23 protein-coding genes are annotated in these 26488 nt (G+C 74.9%); 8 read left to right on the top strand and 15 right to left on the bottom strand.

What is annotated here, in order from left to right:
* Window positions 1-50: 50 nt before the first annotated feature.
* The 4 genes from ACIGW2_RS09995 to ACIGW2_RS09980 all read right to left on the bottom strand — a co-directional run bounded on the left by ACIGW2_RS09995 (window position 51) and on the right by ACIGW2_RS09980 (window position 4250).
* Window positions 51-779, bottom strand: coding sequence for a GNAT family protein (locus tag ACIGW2_RS09995; protein WP_361584110.1), 729 nt, complete (start codon window positions 777-779; stop codon window positions 51-53).
* A gap of 360 nt (window positions 780-1139) precedes the next feature.
* Window positions 1140-1859: a ribonuclease H gene (locus tag ACIGW2_RS09990; protein WP_399842542.1), complete on the bottom strand. Its 720-nt coding sequence runs from the start codon at window positions 1857-1859 to the stop codon at window positions 1140-1142.
* Window positions 1856-2881, bottom strand: coding sequence for a PfkB family carbohydrate kinase (locus ACIGW2_RS09985; RefSeq protein ID WP_399842540.1), 1026 nt, complete (start codon window positions 2879-2881; stop codon window positions 1856-1858). The genes ACIGW2_RS09990 and ACIGW2_RS09985 overlap by 4 nt, the downstream gene beginning before the upstream one ends.
* An 85-nt stretch (window positions 2882-2966) precedes the next feature.
* Window positions 2967-4250 carry a bifunctional pirin family protein/GNAT family N-acetyltransferase gene (locus tag ACIGW2_RS09980; protein ID WP_391651843.1) on the bottom strand — a complete coding sequence of 428 codons (1284 nt, stop codon included), beginning with the start codon at window positions 4248-4250 and terminating at the stop codon, window positions 2967-2969.
* Between the two features lie 98 nt (window positions 4251-4348).
* Between ACIGW2_RS09980 and ACIGW2_RS09975 the strand changes: the two genes are divergently transcribed.
* Window positions 4349-4819 carry a carboxymuconolactone decarboxylase family protein gene (locus ACIGW2_RS09975; protein ID WP_391651844.1) on the top strand — a complete coding sequence of 157 codons (471 nt, stop codon included), beginning with the start codon at window positions 4349-4351 and terminating at the stop codon, window positions 4817-4819.
* Between the two features lie 79 nt (window positions 4820-4898).
* Here the strand turns inward: ACIGW2_RS09975 and ACIGW2_RS09970 are convergent, their stop codons facing one another.
* The 4 genes from ACIGW2_RS09970 to ACIGW2_RS09955 form a co-directional block, all read right to left on the bottom strand.
* Window positions 4899-6644, bottom strand: coding sequence for a serine/threonine-protein kinase (locus ACIGW2_RS09970; protein WP_399842535.1), 1746 nt, complete (start codon window positions 6642-6644; stop codon window positions 4899-4901).
* A 43-nt stretch (window positions 6645-6687) separates the two neighbouring features.
* Window positions 6688-8004, bottom strand: coding sequence for a radical SAM protein (locus tag ACIGW2_RS09965; protein ID WP_356065895.1), 1317 nt, complete (start codon window positions 8002-8004; stop codon window positions 6688-6690).
* 243 nt (window positions 8005-8247) lie between these two features.
* Window positions 8248-9174, bottom strand: coding sequence for an AAA family ATPase (locus tag ACIGW2_RS09960; protein WP_361584096.1), 927 nt, complete (start codon window positions 9172-9174; stop codon window positions 8248-8250).
* A gap of 2 nt (window positions 9175-9176) precedes the next feature.
* Window positions 9177-10394 (bottom strand): RNA ligase, encoded by a 1218-nt coding sequence (locus ACIGW2_RS09955; protein ID WP_399842532.1) that lies wholly within the window; start codon window positions 10392-10394, stop codon window positions 9177-9179.
* A 328-nt stretch (window positions 10395-10722) separates the two neighbouring features.
* Between ACIGW2_RS09955 and ACIGW2_RS09950 the strand changes: the two genes are divergently transcribed.
* Both ACIGW2_RS09950 and ACIGW2_RS09945 read left to right on the top strand, forming a co-directional pair.
* Complete coding sequence (locus ACIGW2_RS09950) at window positions 10723-10935, top strand: hypothetical protein (RefSeq protein ID WP_356065916.1); 213 nt, start codon at window positions 10723-10725, stop codon at window positions 10933-10935.
* Between the two features lie 122 nt (window positions 10936-11057).
* Window positions 11058-12281 carry an amidohydrolase gene (locus ACIGW2_RS09945; RefSeq protein WP_399842529.1) on the top strand — a complete coding sequence of 408 codons (1224 nt, stop codon included), beginning with the start codon at window positions 11058-11060 and terminating at the stop codon, window positions 12279-12281.
* Between the two features lies 1 nt (window position 12282).
* Here ACIGW2_RS09945 and ACIGW2_RS09940 read toward each other — a convergent pair whose 3' ends face one another.
* Both ACIGW2_RS09940 and ACIGW2_RS09935 read right to left on the bottom strand, forming a co-directional pair.
* Window positions 12283-14307, bottom strand: a complete 2025-nt coding sequence (locus ACIGW2_RS09940; RefSeq protein ID WP_399842526.1) for a prolyl oligopeptidase family protein — start codon at window positions 14305-14307, stop codon at window positions 12283-12285.
* Window positions 14304-15188, bottom strand: a complete 885-nt coding sequence (locus tag ACIGW2_RS09935; RefSeq protein WP_391651850.1) for a hypothetical protein — start codon at window positions 15186-15188, stop codon at window positions 14304-14306. The genes ACIGW2_RS09940 and ACIGW2_RS09935 overlap by 4 nt, the downstream gene beginning before the upstream one ends.
* 252 nt (window positions 15189-15440) lie before the next feature.
* Between ACIGW2_RS09935 and ACIGW2_RS09930 the strand changes: the two genes are divergently transcribed.
* The gene (locus ACIGW2_RS09930; RefSeq protein ID WP_391651851.1) at window positions 15441-17495 is read left to right on the top strand and encodes a phosphocholine-specific phospholipase C; all 2055 of its coding nucleotides are present in this window, start codon (window positions 15441-15443) and stop codon (window positions 17493-17495) included.
* Window positions 17496-17552: 57 nt separating this feature from the next.
* Here ACIGW2_RS09930 and ACIGW2_RS09925 read toward each other — a convergent pair whose 3' ends face one another.
* Window positions 17553-18125, bottom strand: a complete 573-nt coding sequence (locus ACIGW2_RS09925; protein ID WP_391651852.1) for an NADPH-dependent FMN reductase — start codon at window positions 18123-18125, stop codon at window positions 17553-17555.
* 243 nt (window positions 18126-18368) lie between these two features.
* Between ACIGW2_RS09925 and ACIGW2_RS09920 the strand changes: the two genes are divergently transcribed.
* Window positions 18369-19736 carry an NAD(P)/FAD-dependent oxidoreductase gene (locus ACIGW2_RS09920; protein WP_392174805.1) on the top strand — a complete coding sequence of 456 codons (1368 nt, stop codon included), beginning with the start codon at window positions 18369-18371 and terminating at the stop codon, window positions 19734-19736.
* On the opposite strand, the gene ACIGW2_RS09915 is transcribed toward ACIGW2_RS09920, so the two are convergent.
* Window positions 19681-20943 (bottom strand): MFS transporter, encoded by a 1263-nt coding sequence (locus tag ACIGW2_RS09915; protein ID WP_399842520.1) that lies wholly within the window; start codon window positions 20941-20943, stop codon window positions 19681-19683. The two genes, ACIGW2_RS09920 and ACIGW2_RS09915, sit on opposite strands and share 56 nt — an antisense overlap.
* Before the next feature lie 56 nt (window positions 20944-20999).
* On the opposite strand from ACIGW2_RS09915, the gene ACIGW2_RS09910 reads away from it, so the two are divergent.
* Complete coding sequence (locus tag ACIGW2_RS09910) at window positions 21000-21617, top strand: CGNR zinc finger domain-containing protein (protein ID WP_399842517.1); 618 nt, start codon at window positions 21000-21002, stop codon at window positions 21615-21617.
* Here the strand turns inward: ACIGW2_RS09910 and ACIGW2_RS09905 are convergent.
* The 3 genes from ACIGW2_RS09905 to ACIGW2_RS09895 all read right to left on the bottom strand — a co-directional run bounded on the left by ACIGW2_RS09905 (window position 21596) and on the right by ACIGW2_RS09895 (window position 23865).
* Entirely contained in the window at window positions 21596-22078 is a 483-nt protein-coding gene (locus tag ACIGW2_RS09905; protein ID WP_361584075.1) for a hypothetical protein, read from the bottom strand. The genes ACIGW2_RS09910 and ACIGW2_RS09905 overlap by 22 nt on opposite strands.
* Window positions 22079-22197: 119 nt before the next feature.
* Complete coding sequence (locus tag ACIGW2_RS09900) at window positions 22198-22935, bottom strand: helix-turn-helix domain-containing protein (protein WP_399842514.1); 738 nt, start codon at window positions 22933-22935, stop codon at window positions 22198-22200.
* 153 nt (window positions 22936-23088) lie between these two features.
* Complete coding sequence (locus ACIGW2_RS09895; RefSeq protein WP_399842511.1) at window positions 23089-23865, bottom strand: L,D-transpeptidase family protein; 777 nt, start codon at window positions 23863-23865, stop codon at window positions 23089-23091.
* Between the two features lie 148 nt (window positions 23866-24013).
* On the opposite strand from ACIGW2_RS09895, the gene ACIGW2_RS09890 reads away from it, so the two are divergent.
* Window positions 24014-24496 carry a GNAT family N-acetyltransferase gene (locus ACIGW2_RS09890; RefSeq protein ID WP_399842509.1) on the top strand — a complete coding sequence of 161 codons (483 nt, stop codon included), beginning with the start codon at window positions 24014-24016 and terminating at the stop codon, window positions 24494-24496.
* A gap of 94 nt (window positions 24497-24590) precedes the next feature.
* On the top strand, window positions 24591-26432 hold the full coding sequence (locus tag ACIGW2_RS09885; RefSeq protein WP_399842507.1) for a hypothetical protein: 1842 nt from the start codon (window positions 24591-24593) through the stop codon (window positions 26430-26432).
* Window positions 26433-26488 lie beyond the last annotated feature (56 nt).

Below are 26488 nucleotides of genomic sequence, written 5' to 3'. Positions count from 1 at the left end.
CGGTCCGCGGCCGCCCGGGTGGGGCGGTCGCGGACGGCGCGGCGGGTGCCTCAGGCCGGCAGGAGCTCGCCGGCGCCGCCCGGTTCCAGGGTCTGGCCGGGGAAGCCGGTCGCCGGGTGCGGGGCCGGCGGGCGCAGGCCGGTGAGCCGGAGCTCGATGATGCCGCGGACGGCGGGCCACTCCTCGTCGAGGATCGAGTAGAACGCGGTGTCGCGGACCACTCCGTCCAGGCCGCGCGAGTGGGCCCGGCGGACCCCTTCGCAGGTGGCGCCGAGCCGCTCGATGGCGACGCGCGAGCGGGTGTTGCGGGCGTCGGCGCGCATGGAGATCCGGCGCAGGCCCCAGGTCTCGAAGGCGTGCCGCAGCATGAGGTACTTGGCCTCGGTGTTGACGCCGGTGCCGCGGGCCTCGCTGGAGATCCAGGTGTTGCCGATCTCGGCGGCGTCGGGCACCGCGGTCAGGGGGTCGCCGTAGGGAACCCCGGTGACCGGGGGCCAGATGACCGGGCCGCGCCAGTAGTCGAGTTCCAGGAAGCGGGTCGACCCGAGGACCCGGCCGGTATGGGGGTCGACCAGGGCGAACGGCAGGGCCCGGCCCGACGCCTGTTCGGCGAGCGCGCGGGCGATGTAGTCGCAGGAGGCATCAAGGCCGTGGGGCACGGAGGTGTAGGCATAGGCCGCACGGTCCAGTGCGCCCGCCCAGGCGATGCCCTCGGCGTGGCGCATGGCCAGCGGCTCCAGGCGCACGGTGCGCCCGGTCAGGACTACAGGTACTGGCACGGGTCCTCGGGTCTTTCACGGGCAGGGGTCATCGCACGCCGGATCGCGGCGGCGATGAAAGGGAGGGGTTCCCGGCCCGGTGCCGACCGCCCTGCCCAGGGGAAAAGGGCAAGTGAAACGGTTCGCCATCGGTGGCGGGAGGAACAGTATGCAGCCCCGCGGCCCCTGAGAACAGAACCCCACACGAACCCGCGCGCACGGCTGAGTGAATGTCCGGTTTACCCCATCCCTCATTCGGCCCAGCGCAAGGTTTCCGGGGGCTCGCGCCCGCCCGGCGCGAGCCCCGCGCGGGCATGGCCAAGGGCCCCGGACGCCGCCTGGTCGAGCGGCTGCCGGGGCCCTGAAGGCGCAGGTCAGAGCCTAGGAGACGGCTTCCGCGCAGGCGGGGTGGCCCCAGCCTTCGGCGTTCTTGGTGATGGTGTCGCCCTTGGCGTACGTATGCCCGCAGCGGCAGCGCCCGGGGAAGCGCGCCTTGAGGCTCGGGGCGGAGGATCCGGAACGCGTACCGGAGCGCGTACCGGCGCGCGTGGAGCCGGAGGCGCCGGTGGCCTTGCGGGGGCGCTTCGCGGCGGCCGGGCGGGCCGAGGCCGGCTCCGGCGGGGGCAGCTCGGAGCCGGCCGCCGAGCCGGCCGGCAGCTGGCTGCGGGCGGTGTGGCTGGCGGCCCGGTCGGCGGCGTCGTTCAGGGGGTCGCCGTCGACCTGGTGGGCGGGGGTGTAGACGAACTCCACGCGCCGGTCGGTGAGCAGTTCGTCGATGCGCACGACGAGGTCCTTGTTGGCGACGGGGGTGCCGGCGGAGGTCTTCCAGCCCTTGCGGCGCCAGCCGGGCAGCCAGGTGGTGACGGCCTTCATCGCGTACTGCGAGTCCATCCGCACCTCGGCCGGCACGGCGGGGTCGATCCGCTCCAACAGGCGGAGCAGGGCGGTCAGTTCGGCCACGTTGTTGGTGGCCGTGCCGAGCGGTCCGGCCTCCCAGTGGGCGATCTCGCCGTCCTCGGTCCCGATGACCCAGGCCCAGGCGGCCGGTCCCGGGTTGCCCTTGGACGCGCCGTCGCACGCCGCGATGATCTTGTCTGTCATCCCTCGATCCTGACATGCCGCGCGTGGTGCCCCGGACCACCGCCGGCGGCGGCGCCGAGCCGGGCGGCCTCGGCGAGCAGGGCGTCGCGGCCGATCGCCTCGGCGCGGGTGGCGGGCACGGTGCAGGCGTGGGCGCCCGCGATGCTGCCGTGCAGGGCGCAGGTACGGGCCGGGGCGCCGGCCAGCCAGGCGTGCAGGAAGCCGGCGGCGAAGGCGTCGCCGGCGCCGTTGCTGTCGACGACGGGGGCGGCCGGGGTGACGGCGGGCACGTGGACGAGCGGTTCGTCGGCGCCGGTGAGGAGGTGGGCGCCGGCGGCCCCGTCGGTGGCGACGGCGAGCTGGGCCCGGCCGCGGCTGAGGATCTCGCGCAGGGTGCGCTCGGGGTCGTCGAGCGCGGTGGCGGAGAGGAAGACGAGGTCGGCGGCGAGGGCGAAGGGCTCGTGGTAGGCGGCGCGGCCGTCCCAGTCGTGCAGGTCGGTGGAGAGGGTGACGCCCTCGGCGCGGAGGTCGGGCAGGGCGTGGGCGCAGGGCTGGGTGATCGAGACGTGGACGTGCCGGCTGCGGGCGGCGAGGGCGCGTACGGTCGCGGGCGGGAGGCGGTCCTCGTCCCGGCCGCGGGTGGCGTCGTAGAGGGACAGCCGGCGTCCGTCGGGTCCGACCAGGTTGACGGCCCGTTTGGTGCCGGCGGGCTGCGGCACGGCGGTGAGGCCGATGCCGTGGTCGCGGTGGAAGGCGCGGACGAGCTCGCCCTCCGGGTCGGCGCCGAGGTGGTCGAGGTGGTGGGTGCGCAGGCCGAGGCGGTGCAGGCCGAGGGCGACGAAGTCGCCGGTCTGGCCGGCGCGGGTGACGATCCCGGTGCCGATCATGTGGCTGTCGGCGAGCGGGAGCGGCAGCTCGGGCACGTGGACGATGGTGTCGACCCCGGCCCCGCCGAGGACGAGGACGTCGATGTCCCGGTCGGGGTCGGCGGCGGCCGCCGCGCGGGGGTCGGTGCCGGTGGTCGTGGTGGCGTCGCTGCTCATGCCGGGCAGTCAAACAGCGGCCCGGACCGCCACGCAAGATCTTGCAGGATTTTTCCGCAAGGCGGGCGGTCCGGGCCGAGTCCGGTCAGCGCTGGGCGAGTTGGGCGTCCAGCCACTGGAGGATCTCGGGGGTGACCGGGTCGGTGATGTCGGCGTACTCGTCGTGCTTCTTGAGGAACTTGGCGACGTAGGGGCAGACGGGCACGATCCGCTTCCCGGCGGCGCGGACGTCGTTCAGCGCCTGCTCGACGAGGATCGACGCGAGACCCTGGCCCGCGTAGGCGTCGTCGACCTCGGTGTGGAAGAAGACGCGCTGCCGGTCACGGTCCCGGAAGGCGGTGAGTCCGGCGCGCTGCTCGTCGACGAGGATCTCGTAGCGGTGCCGGGGTTCGTTGAGGCGGACGACGGGGGTGCCGGCGGGCTGGGTCATGGCGGGCCTTTCCGTGGTGAGGGCGGGGTCGGGGTTCCTGCGGGCCTTCATCGGGGTGTTCGGGAGTTCGGGGGCCGGCAGACGGTCGCCGGGATAGCCGTGGACCTCGCCGAAGCGGTCGCCGGTCATCCAGTCCTCCCGTGCCTGCCGGATCTCGGCGTCCGTGCGGGCGATGAAGTTCCACCACATCACGATCTCCTCGCCGAAGGGCGTACCGCCGAGCAGCACGGCGCGGGCGCGGTGCGGGGAGGTGTTGGCGAGGGTGAGCGCGGTGCGGCCTGGGGCGGTGTAGCCGAGTTCGGCGGGGTGCAGGAGGGTGTCGCCGAGGCGGATGTCGCCCGCGTCGACGAGGAGGCCGTGCTCGAAGGCGGGGTCGACGTCGAGGGTGACGGTGGCGCCGGGGTCGAGGAGGAGTTCGGCACCGAGCAGCGGGGTGAAGGTGCGCACCGGGGAGGTGTCGCCGGCGAGGGTGCCGAGGAAGACGCGGAGTTCGGCGCCGTCGACGCGGACGGGCCGCGGGGCGTGGTGCTGGAAGTCGCGCGGGGCGTGGCGGTGGGCCTCGGGAAGGGCCAGCCAGAGCTGGACTCCGTGCAGGACGGTGGTCCCGGGGGTGGAGACCTCGGAGTGGCTGATGCCGTGGCCGCCGGTCATCAGGTTGATCTCGCCGGGGCGGACGAAGGCGTGGGTGCCGAGGCTGTCGCGGTGCTCGATCTCGCCGCTGAAGAGCCAGCTCACGGTCTGCAGCCCGGTGTGCGGGTGCGGCGCGACGTCCATGCCGCCGGAGTCGGCGACCCGGTCGGGGCCGTAGTGGTCGGCGAAGCACCAGGCGCCGATGAGGGTGCGGGCGCGCTGCGGCAGGGTGCGCCGTACCGTCATGGCGCGCGGTCCGCCCAGCGGCACGTCCCGGGCGGTGAGGACCTCGACCTCGTTGGCACCCATGTCGCGAATCCCTTTCAGAGCAAGATTGTTTTTCTTTCAACAATCATGGACGATAATGGCCCCGAGGACAACCCGGCACGACGACGAAGGAGCACACGGTGAGCGAGCAGCGGGTGTACGTGGACAAGCAGAGCCCCGCCGCCTACCAGGCCCTGGTACGGACGGCCGAGGCGGTCCGCGCGACCGCCGCCGAGGCCGGGCTCGACCGCGTCCTGGTGGAGCTGGTCAACCTGCGCGTCTCCCAGCTCAACGGCTGCGCCTACTGCCTGGACGTGCACACCCGTGCCGCGCTGCGGGCCGGGGAGACCGGCCGCCGGCTCGGGGTGCTCGCCGCCTGGCGCGACACCGAGCTGTTCACCCCGCGCGAGCGGGCCGCGCTCGCCCTGGCGGAGGCGACCACCCACCCGGCGGACGCCGACGCCCAGGAGCGCGCGTACGACGAGGCCCGCGCGGTGCTCGGCGAGGACGAGCTGTCCGCGGTGATCTGGGTCGCCATCACCATCAACGCCTTCAACCGGGTCTCGATCCTCAGCAAGCACCCCGTACGGGAGACCCCCGCCCGCCCCTGACGCGCCGCCTCAGGAGGCCGGGCTCAGGAGGCCGGGCTCAGGAGGCCGGGCTCAGGAGGCCGGGCTCAGGAGGCCGGGCTCAGGAGGCCGGGAACGCCTTCACGACCTTCCCCTTCTGGTCGGCCAGCAGATAGCCCGTCGCGTGGTACTCGTTGATCAGGTAGAAGCGCATCGAGGGCCGGTCGTCGTTGCCGAACCAGCGGTCCGCGATCACGTACCGCATCGACGGGTTCTCGACCTTCAGGTCGCGCTCGCCCCGGCTCATCAGCGCGGGCAGCGCGTCCCAGGCGAGGCCGGCCATGTCGAAGGGCTGCTCGTCCGGGGAGTCGATGGTGCCGCCGGGACCCTCCTTCGTGACGACCCCGTCCCGGTAGCTGTAGCGGTCGTAGGTCTTCGCCCCCGGCCGGGTCGGGATCTCCGCCGAGGCGTGCTCCTCGTAGACGTTGAGCTCCTTCATGCTCGTGGTGCCGGTCGCCGCCCGGAAGGCCTCGACGACCGCGCGGACGTTGGCCGGGGTGAGCAGGCTCCCCTGCACGGCCGGGGCGGTGGAGCCGGCCGGAGTGCCGGTCGTGGGCGTCCCGGACGTGCCGCCGGGGGTGCGCGGCGCCGTCGACGCGCTCGGGCCGCCCTTCGCGCCCTCGCTTCCCTCCTGACCGTCGCCGGGGCCCGGGAGCAGCTTGATCGCGGCCACGCCCAGGGCGGCCGTGAGGAGCGCGGAACCGGCGACGAGTGCGGCCCGTCGGCCGGCCGAAACCGGGCCACGGGTACGGGGCGGGCCGGCCGGAGCGGTCGGCGCGCCCCACGGCGAGGGCGCGGGAGCCGGAGCGGGCGGCACGGCCGGGGTGCCGTGGGCCGGGTGCGCGTACGGCGGGCCGAAGCCCGCGGGTGCCGGGGTCGCGGCGGGCTCGTGAGTGGGAAGGGCTACGGGAGCGGCTGCGGGAGCGGGAGCGTGCGGGGGTACGGGGGTGGGCGCCGGAGCCGCGCCGGCCTCGGCCTCGGCGAGCAGGCGGTCCAGGAGCGCGCCGTCCGGCCGGGCCGCCGGGTCGCGCACCAGGACCCGGGCGAGCACCGGACCCAGCGGCCCGGACCGTACCGGCGCGGGGATCGGGTCGTCGAGCACGGCGACCACGGTGGCCAGGCTGGTGGCGCGGCGCAGCGGGTGGTGGCCCTCGGCCGCCACGTACAGGAGCATCCCGAGCGACCACAGGTCGGAGGCCGGGTTGCCCTCCTCGCCGCGCAGCCGCTCCGGCGCGATGAACTCGGCCGAGCCGATGACGTCCCCGGTGGAGGTGAGCCGCGAGGTGGCCTCGCTGAAGGCGGCGATGCCGAAGTCCGTGAGGACGGCGCCGCCGTCCTCACGGAGCAGCACGTTGGCGGGTTTCACATCGCGGTGCTGGATGCCGGCCGCGTGCGCGGCGCGCAGCGCGGACAGCACCTGGCGGCCCAGGGCGATCGCCTCGGCCGGTGCCATCGGGCCCTCGGCGAGCCGGTCGTGGAGCGAGCGGCCCGGCACCAGCTCCATGACGATCCACGGGTGGGCGCCGTCGCCCGGCTCGACGATGTGGTGGACCGTCACGACGTGCGGGTGGGACAGCCGGGCGAGGGCGCGGGCCTCCCGGAGCGCCCGCTCCCGCAGTTGGGCGGCGAAGCCGGGGTTGGCCGCCTCGACCGCCGGGTCCGGCGGCCGGACCTCCTTCAGTGCCACGTCCCGGTCGAGGGCGACGTCCCGCGCCCGCCACACCGTGCCCATGCCGCCGCTGCCCAGCCGGCCGATCAGCCGGAACCGCCCGTCGACCAGCGGTCTGCCGTCCTCGCTCGTTCCCATGGGCCGTCATGCTAGGGGGTGTCTCACCGGCCCTGTCGGGGGGTCAGTCCCCGGCGGGCAGGCTGTCCATGAAGGAGCTGACCGAGAAGACCGCGCGGCCGGGACCGGCCGGGCCGTAGCCGGGGGGCGAGCTCAGGCCGTGGGACTCCATGGTGGCGCGGTAGGCCTCCAGGAGGCGGATGTGGTACTCCAGCGGCGCGCCGGCCGGGTTGGCCTTGCCGAGCGGGGTGGTGGGCTCGGGGCACCAGGTGGTGAAGCGGGGCGTGATGCCGCGCGACATGAAGTACTCCAGGCCCTCCGTGGTGGAGGCGATGGCCTCGTCGACCGTGGTGAAGCCGAACGGCTCGGCCATCTCCACGCCGGCCACGAAGTTGGGGATGACGTTGCGCGGACCGAAGACCTCGGCCGAGTCGAGGATCCGGCGGTGCCACTCGTCGCGCCCCACGTAGCGCTCCTTGCCCGGGCAGTAGAGCTCGAACAGGCGCTTGTCCCACACCTCGTAGTTGGGGTGGTAGATCTGGATGCCGTAGTCCTTGAAGCGCTGCACGTCGGCCTTGGGCAGCGCCTGGGCGACGACCTTGCCGATCCAGCGGCCGGGGAAGCGCTCCTCGATGGCCTGCGCGTACTGCCCGTAGAAGTCGGCCTCGTCCTTGCCGCCGATGTGCGAGGTGACGGCGCCGCCGGTGAGGGTGTAGGCGGTCGAGGCGCCGGCCGTGTCGTACTTGTCGATGATGGCGAGGGCCTCCAGCACCTCCTCCACGTCCTTGACGCCCGTGTAGGGGCGGCCGGCCGCCTTGTGCTGGCGCCAGTTGTGGTTGATGTCGCAGTACTGGCACTCCTCCTTGGCGCCGAAGTACTGGCAGACCCGGAAGACCGTCAGATAGATGAGGTAGCCCCACTGGATGGTCGGGGCGACCTCCATCACCGACTTCCCGTTGGGCAGGGTGTGCCGGTAGTACTCCGGCATCGGCGGCAGGCCGACGTCGGCGATCCGGCGCCCGTCGAGATAGAGGCCGAGCAGCCCGTCGTCGCCGGCCGCGACGCGGTACGGGGAGGCGGGGTTGACCCGCACCGACACGACCGTGCGGCGCAGCTCGTACGGGCCGCCCGTGAGGACGATCTCCTCCGGCGGGCGGCGCAGGGCGGCCTGGCCGAGCTCGGGCAGGGTGCGGTGGTCGAAGGAGAAGATGAAGTACGACTTCGGCTTGACCTCGCCGGACGCCTCGTCGCCGGAGTCGGTGAGGGCCGAGTCGTCGAACGCGATGCCGCCGCGCAGCAGGTCCTCCTTGATCACCGCCTCCTTCGGGACGTGCGGGAAGCGGTGCATGAGGTCTTCGACCTCGTCGGTGCGGCGGATCATGCGCGGATACATCTCCTCGGTCGGGCGGTCGCGAGCCGTGCGTGGTGGGACCACCGACCTACCCTAGGACGACGTCCGGCGCCCCGGCATCCGGCCCCGGTCGCAGACGGCCTCCGCCGGGCGACGGAGGCCGGTCCACAAGCCGGGGGCGGTCCAGAACCCGGGGCCGGTCCACGGCCCGGGATCTGTCCACGCACCGGGGCCGGGACGGGTCCGGCCCCAGGGCGGGGGCGTGACCGGGGCTCAGAAGTTGCCGTAGTTGACCTGCCAGGTCGGCAGGCCCATGCGGCGCCAGACGGCGACGACCCGGTCGCGGTCGTCGAGGGACACCCGGACCGCGTAGCGCGGCCGGACGTGGGTGTCGAAGAGCTCGGCCTTCACCAGGTCGTCGGAGCGGCCGTCGGCGGAGGGGCGCATCCACAGCTCGTCGTAGGGCACCTCGTGCCGGGCGAGCCAGGCCTCGGTGATCTCCCGGTGGTCCTCGCTGCGGCCGGAGAGCAGCACGATCCGGTCCCGGTGCGCGGCCCGGAAGGCGCGCAGCGCGTCGCGCACCGGCGGGTTGAGCAGGTCGAGGTCGCAGCGGGTGAAGTCGTACGGGCCGCGGTCGCCGCGCAGCGCGAGGGTGCCGTCGATGTCGCAGAGGACGGCGCTGGGCAGCGCGGGGTCGGGGACGTAGGGGGTGACGCCGGGGCGCTCGTTGAGCCAGGCGTCGGTGAGCCGCCAGCCGCCGCGGCGGGCCTTGGCGTGCTTGTCGGCCAGGATCCGGATGATCTCCTCGCCGACCGGCCGCTCGCGGGCGGCGTCGCGGCGCACGCACTCCTCGACGGGCACGTCGGTGAAGTCGTGCACGACGAAGGTGGCGTCGCGGCCGGTGAGGGCGGCCTTGAGGCGGCGCGGGATGTGCGGGGTGAGGTGGGTGTTGTCGACGACGACGTCGAAGCCGTCGTCGACGGCGGCGCGGATCGCGGCGTCCTGGATGCCGAGCACGGTCTGCTCGTGGGCGCGCGAGCGGCGGTCGCCGCCGGTGGTGCCGCCGGGCAGGTCGAGCATCCCGCGCAGGTCGTCGAGGTTGACCCGGCGCATCCGGCCCTCGGACCGCTCCTGCAGGGCGCGGGCGGCGGTCGTCTTGCCGGAGGCCGGCAGTCCGGTCATCACGTGGACCACGGGCACGGTCAGTTCTCCTCGTCGGTGGCGAAGGGGTCGGCGTTCTCGGGGCGCAGCGCGCGCCAGGTCATCAGGTCGGTGCGGCGCCCGTCGAGGCGCAGGAACATCGCGGAGCGCAGCCGTCCGTCGGGCAGTTCGCGGACCGCGCGGGCGAAGGCGGCGCGGTCGTCGGCGAGGTGCGCGAGCGAAGCGTACGCCTCGTCGACGGCCCGCTCGCGGGCGGTGAACTCCTCCTCCAGGCGGGCGATGACGGAGCGCACCCAGGCGTCGAACTCGTCGGGCACCTGCTCCAGGAGCGCGTCGAGCGGGCGGCCGCCGTCGGCGCGGATGCCGCCGAGCTCGGACGGGGACAGGCCGAGGCCCTGGGCGAGGACCTTGGCGGAGGTGCCGGCGAAGCGCTGGATGCCGTGGCCGCGCCAGATGTCGCGCTCGGTGACGCCGGTGAGGACCTTGTGCAGCCGCACGTACTCGGCGATCTTCGCCTTGGCGCGGACGCCGGAGGCGAAGCGCAGCACGAAGCCCTCGGCGTCGGTGCCGGTGGCGGGGCTGCCGTCGGGCAGCGTGCTGGAGCCGGTCAGCTTGAGCAGGGCGTCGAGCGCCATCGGCGGGTGCGCGGTGACGACCGAGCCGATGCCCCGCCAGGCGCCGGCGGCCTCGGCGAGCGGGACCTCGGTGCCGTCGGGGCCGAAGGCGGCGAGCAGCACGAGGTCGCGGCGGCCGCCGTAGTCCACGACGATCCGGTTCTCCGGGTAGAGGATCTCCGTCAGGTACGTGGTGCCGGGGACGAGCGCCGAGGTGTCGGCGGCGTCCAGGCGGCGCTGGGCCCAGGTGGCCTGGGTGCTGGCGAAGGAGCCCTTGGAGGCGACGTGCCAGCGGTCCTCGTAGTGGAAGACGATGCCGAGGCTGCCGTCGACCTTGTCGTACACCTCGAAGGGCTCGTCGGGCAGCGCGGGGGCGTAGGGGCGGCCGGAGGTGTGCTCGGAGACGTTGAAGAACTTCGGGAGGGGCAGGGCGACGACGCGGCCGGTGCGGTCGTCGGCGACGAGACCGCGGCAGCGGACGGTGACCCGGTTCCAGACGCCCTCGTACTGGCAGACCCGTGTGTAGGTGTAGATCGACAGCGGCAGCCGAGGGTGCGGCTTGCGGGTCACGTGTCCGGCTTCGACCGCCGCCGCCAGTTCGTCCGGCGGCAGCAGCGCGTCGAGAGTCAGGTACGCCTGGCTCATGGGTTCCCTCCCGTGTTCGAGGGGGCTCATTGTTCTGTGCGCGCGCCGGCCCCCACCAGCGAATTAGCGGCCGGCGGGCGCCGCGGCGGGGCGAGGGATAGGACACATCGCGCGGTGCCGGGGGACGCGGACCGCGACCGGTCCGTGACCGATCGGGGACGGCGGGCGTCCGCGGGGGCCTCCGATACCGGCGGAAAACGGAACGAGTGCCCCGTCCCGGTGGGTGTCCAGGCGGGCGTCCGGCGTGTGGACCCGGGCCTTGGGGCGGGTCCGGGCCCCGTAGACTCGCCGCCGGAGAGACGTCGCAGAAGTCGAGGAAGCGAGCGCAATGAACTACGCGGACACCACCGCCCCGATCTACGCCGAGCTCATACGGGAGCAGGGCGACGTGCCCGGTGAGGTCCGGCGGACCGCCGAGGAGGTGCTGCGCGACCTCAGCCGCGTGATCCAGATGCCGCCGGCCGGCCTGGCCCCGAACGGCGCGCAGATGGCGCCGATGGCGCAGGTCGCGCCCATGGCGCCGATGGCTCCGCTGCAGTAGTCGAGCGTCTCCGCTCCTCGCGGGCGCCCATTTGGTATACAAAAGCTGGTATACCAAGTGGGCGCCTTTGCGTGCGCCCGTGCCGTGCCGCCCCGAGCCGCTCCGAGCCGAGGAGTCCGTCCGTGACCTCCCAGTCCGCCTTGTCCCCCCGCGCCGCCACGGTCTTCCGGCGGGTCCGCCCGCTCGGCGGGCCGGTCACGGACCTCGTGGCCGTCGACGGGGTCCTGGTCGAGGCCGTCCCGGACGGCGCCGTGGTGGAGGAGGTCGACGGCGGCGGCCGGATGGCGCTGCCCACCCTGGTCGACGCGCACATCCACCCTGACAAGACCTCGTGGGGCGAGTCCTGGCACAGTCGGCGGGCGGCGGAGGGCATCGCCGGGTTCGTGGCGGGCGACGTGGAGCTGTCGCGGGCGCTGCCGACGCCGGTGGGCGAGCGCGCGTACCGGCTGATGGCGCACGCGGCGGCCCAGGGCACCCGGGCCATGCGGGCGCACGCCGACGTGGCGCCGGCCTTCGGCCTCGCGGGTCTGGAAGGCGTCGCGGGGGCCCGCGAGCGGCTGCGCGGGATCGTGGACGTGGAGCTGGTCGCCTTCCCGCAGCACGGAGTGGTCCGGGAGCCGGGCACGCTGGAGCTGCTCGCGGCGGCGGCCGAGGCCGGGCTGATCACCCATGTCGGCGGGATCGACCCGGCCGGTTTCGACGCGGCCGGGGACGCGAAGGCCGCCGGCGGCGACCAGCTCGGCGCGGTCTTCGGGCTCGCCGAGCGGCACGGTCTCGGCCTGGACATCCATCTGCACGACCGCGGCGAGACCGGCCTGGTGCCGCTCCGCGACATCGCCGCCCGGACCAGGGCGCTCGGCCTGCACGGCAAGGTGAGCGTCGCGCACGCCTTCGCGGTGGCGCAGCTGTCCGGCCGCGCACTCGACGAGACGGCCGACCTGCTGGCCGAGGCCGGGGTGTCGCTGACCACGGTCGCGCTGTCCGCCGTCACGGTCCTGCCGTTCCGGCGGCTCGCCGAGCGCGGGGTGCGGGTCGGCCTCGGCTCGGACGGCGTCCGGGACAACTGGAGCCCGTTCGGCAACGCCGACATGCTGCACCGGGCCTGGCTGGCCGGCTGGGCGCTCGACGCGCGGCTCGACGAGGAGCTGGAGGCCTGCTTCGACCTCGCCGCGCACGGCGGCGCCGAGCTGCTGGGTCTGCCCCGCGCGGACCTGCGGCCGGGCGCGCCCGCCGACTTCATGCTGGTGGACGGCGAGTGCGTGCCGCAGGCCGTGGTCGACGTGCCGCGCCGCGAGCTGGTGGTGCGGGCGGGCCGGGTGGTGGCCCGCGACGGCTCCCTGGTGTGAGTCAGTCGGTGCGGCCTCCCAGCGTCCGCCACAGGAAGGTGTGCTCCAGGGCGCTGTTGTAGGCGGTCTGTTCGTGGTCGGTGGCGCCCGCGTGGCCGCCGGCCAGGGTCTCGTGGAGCAGCACCCGGTGGCCCAGCTCGCGCAGCCGGGCGGCGGCCTTGCGGGCGTGGCCGGGGTGCACCCGGTCGTCGCGGGTCGAGGTGGTGAGCAGCACCGGCGGGTAGGGCCGGCCGGCCTCCAGGTGGTGGTACGGCGAGAGCGCGGCGAGGTGCGGCCGGTCGGCCGGGTCGTCGGGGTCCCCGTACTCGGCGATCCAGCTGGCGCCGGCGAGCAGCAGGTGGAAGCGGAGCATGTCGAGCAGCGGCACGTGCGCGACGATCGCGCCGAACAGCTCGGGGCTGCGGACCAGCATGGCGCCCATCAGCAGGCCGCCGTTGCTGCCGCCGGTGATGCCGAGCTGCCCGGGGGTGGTGATGCCCCGGGCGACCAGGTCGCGGGCGACGGCCTCGAAGTCCTCGTAGGCGCGGGGCCGTTCGGCCTTGAGGGCGCTGCGGTGCCAGCGCGGTCCGTACTCGCCGCCGCCGCGGATGCCGGCCACCACGAAGGTGCCGCCGCGGGCGAGCCAGGCGCGGCCGCGCACCGTGTCGTACGCGGGGGTGAGGGAGACCTCGAAGCCGCCGTACCCGTTGAGGAGGGTGGGGCGCGGTCCCGGGTCGCGGGGGCCGACGACGGTGTACGGGACGCGGGTGCCGTCGGCGGAGACGGCGAAGTACTGCCGGGCCTCCAGGCCGGTGGCGTCGAAGCGCTCGGGCGCCTGCTTGATGGCCTCGCCGGGGGTGCCGATCTCGCCGCGGTGCAGGGTGGTCGGGGAGAGGTGTCCGGTGACCGACAGGAAGTACTCGTCGCTCGTGTCGGGGTCGGTGTCGGTGAGGGCGGCCGAGGAGAGCGGCGGGATGTCGGCGAGCTCCTGGCGCTTCCAGCCGCCGGGGGCGCCGGGCTCGGTGGGCGGGGTGAGCACGTGCAGGCGGCTGGCCACGTCCTGGAGGGTCTCCACGATCAGGTGGTTGCGGGTCCAGGAGTGCCCGGCGAGCGCGGTGCGGTCGTCGGGGGTGAAGAGCACCTCGGGCTCGCGCCGGCCGGCGAGGAAGGCGTCGAAGCGGAAGGCGAGGAGGGTGCCGGCGGGCTGTCCCAGCCAGGGCGTCTTCGGGGTGACGAGCAGCCACTCGCGGTGCACGGAGCTGTCGGCGTCCTCGGGCAGGTCGAGGCGGCGCAGCTCGCCGTCCTCGCCGATGAGGTGGGTCTCGTGGTGCCAGAAGTCGCGGTAGCGGACGACGAAGTCGCGCTCGAAGCCCTCGGTGGGGTCGTGCCAGGCGGAGACGGCGAGGTCGGATTCCTGTCCCTCGTGGACGAGTTCGGCCGCCTCCAGCGGGGTGCCGCGGCACCAGCGGCGCACGGTGCGCGGGTAGCCGGAGGCGGTGAGGGAGCCGGGGCCCTGGTCGGTGCCGACGAAGACGTGGTCCTCGTCGATCCAGCCGATGTCGGTCTTGGCCTCGGGCAGCGTGAACCCGTCGGCCACGAAGGCCCGGTCCTCCAGGTCGTACTCGCGCACGACGACGGCGTCGCCGCCGCCCCGGGCGAGGCTCACCAGGGCCCGCCGGTACGCGGGCCGCAGCACCTGCGCGCCGGCCCAGGTCCAGTCCTCGCCCTCCGTGGCGGCGAGCGCGTCGAGGTCGAGCAGCACGTCCCACGCGGGATCGTCGGTGCGGTACTCGTCGAGGGTGGTGCGCCGCCAGACGCCCCGGGTGTGCTCGGCGCTCTGCCAGAAGTTGTAGAGGTACGGCCCGCGCCGCCGGGTGTACGGGATCCGGTCGGGCGCGTCGAGCACCTCCCGCAGCTCGGCCACGAGCCCGGCGAACCCCTCCCCACCGGCGAGCTCACCCGCCGTCTCGGCGTTCCGCTCCCGCACCCAGGCGAGGGCACGCTCGCCCTCGACCTCCTCCAGCCACAGATACGGGTCGTCACTCACGCCCGGTCCTCCTGCTCGTCGTCGCCTTCCCGGTGCGGGACGGTCCAGCGCAGGACGCTACCGCCGTCGGCGTCCGGATGGAGAGTGACCGGGTAGACCTGCCCGGCCTCCCGCTCCCCCCGGTGCCGCATCGCGTGGTCCCCGGGGTGCCAGCCGATGCCGAGGACCCGGCACCCGGCCACCTCGATCGTCCCGGCCTCCAGCGGGTGGTCCCAGCCGGCCCGCTGCGCCCGGTAGTAGTCGGTGTGCGGTTCGACGGACCACACGAGCCCGATGCCCTGGCACTCCTCACGGGTCCATTCCGCGAGTGCCTCGGCTCTCCGCTCGGCCTCCGCGACGGTCAGGTCGAGCCATCCGCGCGGACCGCCCTCGTACGGCGGACCGACCGGCTCGCCGCCGAAGCGCGCGGACGCGGCCCGCGCGTGCCGCCCCCAGTAGGTGAGGTCGGCGAGCCCGTTGTCCGACGGTGCGCCGATGCCCGTCCACGCGTCCAGGGCGACCGCGTCCCCCACGACCATGCCGCACCGGTCGACGGGCAGGTCCCCGAGCCGTACGCCCTCCGGCGCACGGCCGGCGGGCCACGGCATGCCGAGATCCACCTCCAGGACCTCGATGACCGGCTCCTCGTCGAAGACGGAGGGAGCGGTGCGGGCCCGGACCGCGAGCGGCCGGTCGGGGCACGCGGGGACCGCGACCGCCTCGCACAGGCCGTCGCGCAGATGCCCGCCGCCGTCGGCGGCCGTCGCACGGGCCCGCTCCGAGAGCGGCGGGCCGCATCGGGGCCAGTCGTCGATCCCGCCGCCCATGCCGAGCACCAGCACCCCCGAAGACGCTGTCACTTCACCCAGCCCGGTCCACTTCTCCGTCAGATTCTGCGTCATGATCCCCTCCCTGCCGCCATCATGGCCGACCCCACTGACAGCGGGACCACCACACACATTGGTTCGTGGTCGAACCAATTCTGTTCCTCTGTCTACCCCCTCTCCCCCACCACCGTCGCGCCCTCCCCGGGAAGTTAACCCACCGATTACCGCACGGCCCTATACCTTTGGGCCCCGCTCCCTCATCCTGGCCTCGCGTGCCACCCGGGCACGGTGGGACACGGGACGGGCGAGAGGCGGGCGAGGCGGGGCATGACTCCCATCAGTCGCAGAGGGTTCGTGGGGATCGGGGCGGGGATCGGGGCCGGGCTGGTCGCCGGGGCGGGGGCGCCGGCCGGCGCGGCGCCCTCGGAGGCGGTGTCGGCGGCCGCTCAGGCGGCCTCGGGCGACATCACGGACGTCCGGCACGTGGTGATCCTCATGCAGGAGAACCGCAGCTTCGACCACTACTTCGGGCGGCTGCGCGGGGTGCGCGGCTTCGGGGACCGGGCGGCGGGCAATCTGCCGGGCGGCTGGGGCATGTTCCAGCAGCCCAACTGGGGCGGGCGGCAGTACCCGTGGAAGCTGAGCGCCACTCCCCCGGCCGGCGGCGTGGACGGCGAGACGCTCGCGCAGTGCAACGGCGACCTGCCGCACAGCTGGACATCGCAGCACGCCGCCTGGAACAAGGGGCGGCTGGACAACTGGGTGGCCGGGGTCGGCAACACCCGCACGCTGGGGTACCTCGACCGCGGGGACATCCCGTTCCACTACGCGCTCGCCGACCACTACACCATCTGCGACGCCTACTTCTGCTCCACGCTCAGCGCCACCGGCCCGAACCGCACCTTCCTGTGGAGCGGCAAGGTCGACGCCGCCAGCAAGGACGGCGGCGAGGAGTCGGGGCTGACCTGGGAGACGTACGCGGAGGCCCTCCAGCGCGCCGGGATGAGCTGGAAGGTCTACCAGAACGCCCAGGACAACTACGGCGACAACGGCCTGGCCTACTTCAAGCGCTTCACCGACGCCCGGCCGGGCGACCCGCTGTACGACCGGGGCATGGCCTCCGTGCCGAGGGTGACCGGTTCGACGCCGGACGACATCGCCGCGGCGATCCGCGCCGACGTGCTCGCCGGCACCCTGCCGCAGGTGTCCTGGGTGGTGGCCAGCGAGGCCTTCTCCGAGCACCCGTACGCCCCGCCGGGCGACGGCGCGCACTTCGTGAACCTGGTCTACCAGGCCCTCGCCGCGAACCCGGAGGTCTTCGACTCCACCGTCCTGTTCCTCAACTACGACGAGAACGACGGCTTCTTCGACCACGTGCCGCCGCCGGTCGCCCCGCCCGGCACCCCGGGCGAGTACATCGACGGCGTGCCGATCGGCCTCGGCTACCGGGTCCCGATGATCGTGATGTCCCCGTGGACCCGGGGCGGCTGGGTGAGCTCCGAGGTCTTCGACCACACCTCCGTGCTGCGCTTCCTGGAGGTCTGGACGGCGGCCCTCGGCACCCCGGCCACCTGTCCGAACATCAGCGCCTGGCGCCGCAGGGTCGTCGGCGACCTGACCGGGGTCTTCGACTTCGCGCACCCGGTGTACGGGGTGCCGACCGGCCTGCCGTCGACCGCCAGGGTGATCGGCCAGTCCACCTGCGGCCCGCTGCCCAACCCGGTGCCGCAGGACAACGCGCTGCCCGCGCAGGAGCCGGGGACGCGGCCGGCGCGCGCCGTCCCGTACCAGGTCAACGGCAATCTGGACCGCTTCGAGTTCGGCGCGGCCGGCAAGATCCTGGCCTGGTTCTCGATGTCCAACCAAGGCGCCGAGGCGCGCCGGGCCGCGCACTTCTCGATCCACCCGCACCAGTACCGGGACACCGCCGCCTGGCAGTACACCGTGGACCCGGGCACGACGGCCACCGACTACTTCAACATCGGGCTCGGCTCGGGCTCCGGGAAGTACGACATCTCGATGATGGGCCCCAACCGCTTCCTGCGCCGCTTCATCGGCGACGCCTCCAAGGCGGGCAAGGACATCGAGGTCGCGGCGCGCTTCGCGACCGAGCCCGGCACCGGGAAGACGGCGATCTGGTTCCGGATGACCAACAACGCCGCCACCGCCGTCACCTTCACCATCCGCTCCGACGCCTACCGCTCGGACGGCCCGTGGACGTACACCGTCCCCGCGCACTCCGCGCGCGAGGACTGGTTCAACGCGGTGGCCTACACGAACGGCTGGTACGACTTCACCGTCCTCGCCGATCTCGACGGCACCTGGTCGCGCCGCTACACGGGGCACATCGAGACCGGCGCGCCCAGCATCACCGGCAGCTGACGGCGTCGGCCGTCCCGGCCCCGACGGCCCCGGCCCCGACCGCCCCCGGCGCGCCGTTCACCGCCGGGGCGGCAGGACGGTGAGGACCCGCTCGATGAAGTTCTCGAAGTCGTTCATGAAGTCGGTGAGGAACTGCTGGGTGGTGGGATCGCTGACCTCGCCGTCCTCGCCGAACAGCCCCGGGGTGAACTGGATGTACGCCTCCGGGGCGTTCATCTGCGGGGAGTTGCAGAAGGAGAGCACCGAGCGGAGGCTCTGCTGGGCGACGGCGGTGCCGATCTTGCCCGGAGAGGCGCCGATCACCGCCGAGGGCTTGTGGGTGAAGGAGTTGGTGCCCCAGGGGCGGCTGGCCCAGTCGATCGCGTTCTTGAGGCCGCCGGGGATGGAGCGGTTGTACTCGGGCGTCACGAACAGGATCGCGTCGGAGGCCGCGATGGCCTCCTTGAGGGCGGTGCCCTCGGGCGGGTACTCCGCGTCGAAGTCGTGGTTGTAGAGCGGCAGGTCCTTGATGGGGATCTCGTGGAACTCCAGGTTGCCCGGCGCGACCCGGATGAGTGCCTTGGAGAGGATCCGGTTGATGGACTTCGCCGACAGGCTGCCGACGAAGTAGCCGACCTTGTACGTGGGCATGCGGGTGCCGTCCTTCGTCTTCGCGGGGGCGGGGGCCCGGCCGGGGGCGTCCCCCCGCGAACCTAACCCGGACCCGCCGGGTCGGCGACCGGGCGGCCCCCGGACCGTTTCGCCCCGCTCGCCCTCCGCGCCACCCTTTTGCCGGATATGAATGATTTCCGCATGATGGGTTCGGTTAGTCAGGCTGGGAGGGCCGTCGTCGGCCCGCAGGCAGGACAAGGCGTGGAAAGGCGGTCTTTCACCGTGTCTCGACCGAGAATCCTCGTGGTGGGCGCCGGTTTCGCCGGGGTCGGGTGCGTGCGCCGCCTCGAACGGCGGCTGACCCCGCGGGAAGCCGCGATCTCGCTGCTCTCGCCCTTCTCGTACCAGCTCTACCTGCCGCTCCTGCCGCAGGTCGCCTCCGGGGTGCTCACGCCCCAGTCGGTCGCGCTCTCGCTGCGGCGCAGCGAGCGGCACCGCACCCGGATCATCCCGGGCGGCGCGATCGGGATCGACACCGCGGCGAAGGTCGTGGTGGTGCGCACCATCTCGGGCGAGATCGAGACCGAGCCGTACGACCACCTCGTGCTGGCCCCCGGCAGCGTCACCCGGACCTTCGACATCCCCGGTCTGGCCGAACACGCCCGGGGCATGAAGACCCTCGCCGAGGCCGTCTACGTCCGGGACCACGTGATCGCCCAGCTGGACCTGGCGGACGCCAGCCAGGACGAGGCGGAGCGGGCCGCGCGGCTGCAGTTCGTGGTGGTCGGCGGCGGATACGCGGGCACCGAGACGGCCGCCTGCCTCCAGCTGCTCACCCACAACGCGGTCAAGCGCTATCCGCGCCTCGACCCGAAGCTGATCCGCTGGCACCTGGTCGACATCGCGCCGGCGCTGATGCCCGAACTCGGCCCGAAACTGGGCGGCGCGGCCCTGGACGTGCTGCGCAGGCGCGGGATCGAGGTGTCGCTCGGGGTCTCGGTGGCCTCGGTCGACGAGGAGAACGTGACGCTCACCGACGGGCGCGTGCTGCCGAGCCGCACCCTGATCTGGACGGCCGGTGTCGCCGCCAGCCCGCTGATCGGCACGCTCGGCGCGGAGACGGTGCGCGGCCGGCTCGTGGTGGGCGCGGACATGGCGGTGCCCGAGCTGCCCGGGGTGTACGCGCTGGGCGACGCGGCGGCCGTGCCGGACCTGGCGAAGGGCGAGGAGGGCGCGATCTGCCCGCCGACCGCCCAGCACGCCATGCGGCAGGGCAAGGTGATCGCCGACAACCTGGTGGCGACGCTGCGCGGCGAGCCGACCCGGCCCTACGTGCACAAGGACCTCGGCCTGGTGGTGGACCTCGGCGGGCTCGACGGGGTGTCCAAGCCGCTGGGCGTCGAGCTGCACGGGATGCCTGCGCAGGCGGTGGCCCGCGGCTATCACTGGGCGGCGCTGCGCACCAATGTGGCCAAGACCCGGGTGATGACCAACTGGCTGCTCAACGCGGTCGCCGGCGACGACTACGTGCGCACCGGCTTCCTCGCCTCGAAGTCGGGCACGCTGCGGGACTTCGAGTACACCGACGCCTATCTCACCCCCGAGCAGGTCCGCGAACACACGAAGTCCCTGCGGGCCGCCACCTCCTGACCGGGGCCTGGCTCAGCGCGGCATGCGCGAGGGCGGCGAGGAGCTGGACGGCGCCCGCCGCGAGCAGCGCGCCGCCGGCCGAGCGCGTGAGCAGCGGCCCGGCGAGGGCCGCGCCCAGCGCGAAGGCGGTGATCTTCACGCTGGCCCCGGTGGTGAACACCTGCGCCCGCAGCCCTTCCGGCGCCTCCCGGCGCCGCACCGCGAACAGGGCGGTGAGCTGCGGGCCTTCGGCGGCTCCCACGAGCACGGCGGCGGCGACCAGGAGGCCGGGACGGTGGGCGGCCGTCGCCGCCACGGCCATGGCGAAGGCCCCGGCGAGCACCAGCGGGGCCACCCACAGCACCGTGTCGGGCCGGGGCGGTCGGCGCAGCCGGGCAAGCACGGCGCCCGCGCCGAGAGCGGCGAGCGCGGTGCAGCCGAGGAGCAGCGCCCCGTCGCCGGGACCTCCGAGCAGCCGCGCTCCGAGCAGCGGCACACAGGCGACGAACATCCCCTGGCCCAGGCAGGAGAGCGTCGAGCCGGCGGTCGCGCGGGCGAGCGGCATCGAGCGCACGAGGCCGGCGAAGCCCCGTACGAGATCGCGCGCAAGTGCCCGCACGGTCAGCGGCCCGGCGGGCGCCCCGTCCCTCGCGGGCAGGCTCCGGGCGGCGGGCACGGCGAGCAGGATCAGCGCGGCGGCGGCGAGGACGGCGGGCGCCGGTCCGGCGGGGCGGCCGAGGAGTCCGGCGAGGGCGGGCCCGAGCAGGCTCGCGGCGCTGTACGTCATGGCGTCCAGGGCCTGGATCCGGTGAAGTCGTCCGGGGCGGGCGTGGGTGGCGAGCTGGGCGGTCCAGCCGCCGGCGAGGGCCGGCGCGAAGGCGCCGGTCGCCAGGGCGAGCAGCAGGGTGAGCGGGAAGGGGACGCGGCCGAAGGCGAGGAGCACGGAGACCAGTCCGGTCGCGCAGAGGCCGAGGCAGGCCGCGAGGAGCCGTCCCGGGCGGGGCGCCCGGTCCAGGAGCGCGCCGAGGACGGGCCCGCCGAGCGCGGCGGCGGCCGTCCCGGCGGCCAGCAGCGCGGACGCGGTGGCGGCCGAGCCGTGTCCGGCCTCCGCTCCGGCGTAGCCGAGGAGCAGCAGGGCGGGACCGGCCGTCTCGTCGCCGGTACGGGCCGCGAGGGCGGCGGCGAGGAGGCGGCGCGGCGCAGGGGTGGTCCGGTGGGGGCTTCGCACCCGGGGGAGCCTACGCGGGTAACTCAGAACTCCACCATGTGCGTTACATTCACCGGATGCCCACCGTCCCGGACGAGCCGTCCGTCCGCCACTCCGTCCTCGCCAACGCCCTGCGCGCCGCCGACCTGGTCAACGTGCTGGGTCACCGGCCGGAGCAGCCGGACGTGCTGCTCGCCGAGGTCGGGCGGGTGCTGCGCGCGTACGGGGAGGGTGAACCGCTCGGGCTGGTCGCCGCGGACCTCCCGGGGCTGCGGGAGGCGGCGGTGGCGCTGCGCGCGGTGTTCGCGGCGGACGGGGTCGACGCGGCGGCGCGGGAGGTGAACGCGCTGCTCGCCACCCGGACCGGGCCCCTGCGACTCACCACGCACGGCGGGACGAGCCCCTGGCACCCGCATGTGGACCGGGACGACGAGGCCCCCTGGGCGGAGTGGTTCCTCGCCTCCTCCGCGCTCGCGCTCGCCGTGCTGCTGTGGGAGCGGGGGCAGGCCCCGGGTGGGGTGTGCGCCTCGGCGGCCTGTGCGGACGTGTTCGTCGCGCGGGGTGGTGGCCGGGAGCGGCGTCGTTACTGCTCGCGCCGGTGCGCCACCCGCGAGCGGGTCGCGGCGCACCGGCGGGGCAGGGCGGCCGGAACGGCCGGGGGTTCCGGGACGGATCAGATGTCGATCACGCGGTAGGCGATGGTGTAGACGCCGCCGGAGCCCTCCAGGGAGCGGTACTGCACCTCGGCGCCGACCTCGCTGCCGGTCACGAGGGTCGAGCCGAGCTTGTCGGAGCCGAAGGTGTCCTTGTCCCAGAGGGTCAGGGTCCGGGCCTGCTCGCGGCCGAGGATCAGCGCGGAGTTGCCGTTGCCGTCGGTCAGGGAGCGGACGTAGCCGGCGCCCATCGTCTGGTACGAGATGCCGCCGCCGGGCCACACCTTGACCTGGTTGCCGTTGGCGTCGGTGATGTTGAGGTAGGCCTCGTCGTGGTTGCCCTCGCTGTTCTGGTGGCAGGTCAGCTCCAGAAGCTCGATCTTCACGTAGTCGATCGGCTCCGCCTGGGCGGTGCCGGCGAAGACCCCGAGGCTGCCGAGTCCGAGCAGCGCGGCGGCGGCCATCCGGACGGTGCGGCTCTTGCTCATGGTGGTGTCCCCCATGGTCGTGACGTCACCTCAGGTGACGTGCGGATGACGTCCCCGCCGTCGCGGCGGGTCCGGTGTCGTGCCGTTTTCCCCCCGGCACGTCCTCCACTGTGCCCGGCCCGCGGGGGCCGGCTCTACGCGCGTTCCGCTGGACGGAACAGCGCGGCGGGAGCCGCCGCGGGCATCCCCCGGGCGAGGCCGCGGGCCAGCGCGCCGGCCGCCTCGGCGACGGCGTCGGCCAGCGGTTCCAGGGCCCGGCCGGCGCGGACCATGCCGGCCACCGCGGCCACCGTCCGCCCGTCCGGCGCCCGTACGGGCAGGGCCGCGCAGCACACCCCGGCCATGACGTCCTCGCGGTCGAGCACGGCGCCCGCGCGCCGGGGACCGCACAGCGCGAGACCGGCCGCCGTGTCGAGGCGGAAGGCGACCCCGTCGCGGACCGGCACCACGGGCTCCAGTTCCCCCGGCACCGAACTCACCGTCAGGGCCTGGTCCTCCCGCATCACCACGAGCAGCACGCTCGCCCCGGTGGTGGCCCGCAGCCGGTGCAGCGGCAGCCGTGCGGCGGCCCGCAGTCCCGGGTGCGGCTCCCAGGCGAGGCCGAGCCGGTAGAGCTGCGGGCCGACCCGGTAGCGCCGGTCGCGGCGCTCGACGGCGCCGACGGCCACGAGCTGGTCGAGCAGCCGGTGCGCGGTGCCCTTCGGCACCCCGCAGGCCAGCGCGAGCTCGGTGACGCCCGCCGGGTCGTCGCCGTGTCTCCGTAACGCCTCCAGCAGTGCGAACGCCCCTTCGAGCACGCCCCGGCCGCCCCGGCCCGCGGTGTCCGCGCGTCCCGGCGCGGCTCTGTGGCCGGGTGTTTCGCCGTGTTCCATGTGTCCCCCCTGGACCCCTCGCGCCCGGCCGCGGACCCCCGACGGCGCGGCCCCGGACGCACGGGACACCATGCGGCAGAACGGACGTACCGGCCAAGGCTTTTCACGGCGTGGCGCGAACGCGCCAGGCGGTGCGGGGCCCGGCGCGGGCGTTCAGCCGGCGAGCACCTGCGCGGGCCCCATGACGACGACCGGTTCGCGGGCCGGGTCGAGGGCGCGCAGCAGCTCCGTCATGTCCTCGCGGGGCAGCGAGACGCAGGCCTGGGTGGGGCCGCCGTGGTCGACGTGGATCCACACCCCGCCGCCGGCCTCCGGGCCCAGCGGGCGCTGCTTGTCGAGCGGGGTGGTGCCGGGGACCCGGTTGTAGTCGATGGCGACGACGTAGTCGAAGGAGCCCTCCAGGGACTCGCCGAGGAAGCCGGTGCCGGAGACCGCGAACTCCTCGTCCTGGTCGTACGGCAGGCGTGCGCCGGGGTCGGGCAGCCGGCCGCCCGCGTCGCCGATCCGGAAGACGCCGATCGGCGAGCGCAGGTCGCCGGCCGTGTGCGCGTCGGTCCAGCCGCGCAGGGCGTTGTGGCCGGTCCAGGGTCCGTGGGTGCGGTGCCAGCGGCCGGTGTCGTCGCGCTGGTGGAGCGCGGCGGTCGCCACGTTGCCGTCGGGGCCGTCGCCGGTCACCACGAGGACCTGGGTGGTGCCGTCGGGGATCCGGCCGTGGGTGCGCGGGCCGATGCCGGGGATCCGGGCGGGGGCCCGGTTGGCGGCGTCCGCCCGTGGCTGCGCCGAGGGGTCCGCGGACGGCTTCGCGGCGACGGGCGCAGGGGCGGGTCTCGGGCCCGCGGCGGAGCAGCCGGTGAGGAGGCCGGTCAGCACGAGGGCCGAGGACAGGGCGCGGTTCAGCACCGTGGCGGTGGTGCCCTTGCAGACGGGCATGGGGAGGGCTCCTCCGGGGCTCGGGGCAATGCCCGGATGCGTACCCGGCGGGCGGGCGGCCCTGTCGCGCGGCCCGGGCCGCCTCACCCGTCCGGGCGAACCCGGAATGCGGTTGACGCCCCGTACGGCGGTGGGATGTGCTGCCCGGGTGACCGAACTGCGCATCGACAGCATCGACCCCGCCGACCCGGTGGCGGCACCGGCCCTCCTCGCGGACTGGCGGCTGATCCACAACACGATCATCCCGACCGCTCCGCTGTCCGAGGCGGAGGTGCGCGAGCGCGCGGGCCGCAACCGGCTGGACGTCGCCTATCTGGACGGCGTGGCCGTCGGCTGCTCCACGGTCCGGCCGCCCGACGAGGAGACCCCGGCGGCCACGGTCATCGCCCGGATCCTGCCCGCGCACCGGCGCCGCGGTCACGGGACGGCGCTGTACGAGCGGGGGCTCGCGCACGCCCGGACGCTGAGCGACGCGGGCGTGGAGACGGTGGTCCTCGCGAGCAACGAGGAGGGCCTGGCGTTCGCGCTGGCCCGCGGGTTCGTGGAGACCGAGCGCTATCTGCTGCCCGGCGACACGGTGCCGTTCGTGACGCTGCGGCTGGCGGAGGAGGCACCGGCCGAGGAGGCGTGACCGCCGGTCCCGGTCGGGCAAGGGGCTGGACGGCGGCCCCGGGGATGGGGCACCCTCGGGGCATGATCAAGAGAATCGAGCTCCCCACCGGCCGGTGAGCGCCCAGGACGAGCGCACGGCGCTCACCGACCGGCCCTCGCTGTACGCCTACGCCCTGAGCCTGATCGGGACCGGCCCCGGGGACGGTCCCGCCGCCGGCGCGGTCAGCGGCGGCCAGGGCTTCCCGCTGCCCGCCGAACCACCGCCGCCGGACGGGCCCCGGCTGCGCGGCAAGAAGGGCTTCGCCGCGGTACGTGCGGCCCTCGGCCCGCTCCTCACCGGACCCGCACCCGGCGCCGACGCCGAGGCCCACGCGGCCGAGGCGGCCGCCGAGATCCAGCGCCGACTCGCCGAACTCCCCATGCCGGCCGGACCGGTGGCCGGCGCGGTGCTGTCCCTGCCGCTGGACGAACCGGCGGCGGCCCGCGCGGTCGCCCGCCGTCTGGTCCGCACCGGCACCCTCAGCACCCCGGTGTGCGTGGGGCTCGCCCTGCTCCGGCGGCTGGGCGAGCCCGAGGACATCCCCGTGCTGCGCGCGCTGACCCACCTCGACGGACTCCTCGGGCTCGCGCTCAAGGCCCTCGAACCGCTCGACCCGCGCACCGCCGCGCTGCGCTGGCTGGACCTCCGCGTGCGGGAGACCGCCCCGCTGCGCCCCTTCGTGGACGCGCTGCTCTCCGGCGGGACGCGCGACCCGCGGACGCCGCTCGCCCGGCTGCCGGTGGACACGCGCACGGTCGGCCCGTCCGCCGCCCGCCGGATCGCCGAGGCGGTCGACCTCCCCGGGCTGCTGCGCCGCGGGCCGGCCGACCCGCGCCTGCTCGCCCGTGCGGCCCGGCTGCTGGTGCGGATGGCGAGCCCGCGCGACTACGCGGCCGAGGTCCGCGCGTACCGCGGGGCAGTCGAGCTCGTCGAAGGAGTGGTCCGGAGCGCGGGCACGCTCCCGCCGGGCGTGGACCACGCCGCCGCGCTGCTCTCGCTCGCCGTGGACCTGCACAGCGGCCCGACCCGGCTGCTGCCCTGGCGGGACGGGCAGGTCGAGCAACTGCTCGACGCGCTGGGGGCACTGCTGCGCTCCCCCGCCTGGGAGGGGGCGTTCGCCGGGCCGGGGCCCGGGGCGCCCCCGGCGGTGCGGCGCCGCGCGGAGTGGCTGCGCTACACCCGCGACCGGGTGTTCCCGGCCGCGCCGCCGGGCGGCCGGCTCCGCGTCGACGTGCTGTCCCGCGATCCGGACGACGACGAGCCGGTGGAGACCCGTGTCCTGGTCGACGGCGAGCCGCTGGTGCCCGCGGTGTTCGGGCGAGGGGCGGGCAACCCGCCGGAGTACCTCCTGGGCGAGGGGCGGCTGCGGGCGACGGAGGAGCCCCGGGAGGTGCAGCTCGCCGAGGCCTGGTGCTCGGAGGGCTGCTGCGGCGCGCTGTACGTGACGGTGGTGCGCGAGGGCGTCGCGGTGGTGTGGCGGGACTGGCGGCTTCCGGGACGGCTCCCGGGCGGCGAGCCCGCGCCCGCCCTCCCCGCGTACCGCTTCGACGCCGTCGCCTACGACGCGGAGGTCGCCCGGGCGAGCGCGGACACCGGCTGGTCGTGGCCGTCCCGGACCCTCGCACGGCTGGTCAAGCAGGGGCTGACCGCGCGCCCCGAGCTTCTGGGGCGCTGGGACTGCCGGCTGAGCCACGCGGTCGCCCCCGCCCGTGCGGCGGACCGCGCGGAGGTGTGGTTCGTCTACCGGCCCGGCACCTTCGAGGGCACGGACAAGCAGGACGGGCCCTGGATCCAGTTCCGCTGGGAGCTGCGCGACGACGGCACCCCGCCCGCCGAGCAGGCCGCGGCCGCGCTGCGCCGGCTGGTGACGGAGGACCCGCGCGGCTTCGCCGCGTGCGCGGGCGGGGTGCGGTGACCGGGCGCGGGGCCGGTGACCCTGCCGGTCCGGCGCGACCGGGGCCGGGCCCCGGT

The sequence above is a fragment of the Streptomyces sp. NPDC053541 genome (assembly GCF_044544705.1).
In the GTDB taxonomy this organism is placed as follows: Bacteria; Actinomycetota; Actinomycetes; order Streptomycetales; family Streptomycetaceae; genus Streptomyces.
Note: the sequence above shows the minus strand (reverse complement) of the source record. Positions and strands in the feature narration are given on the sequence as shown.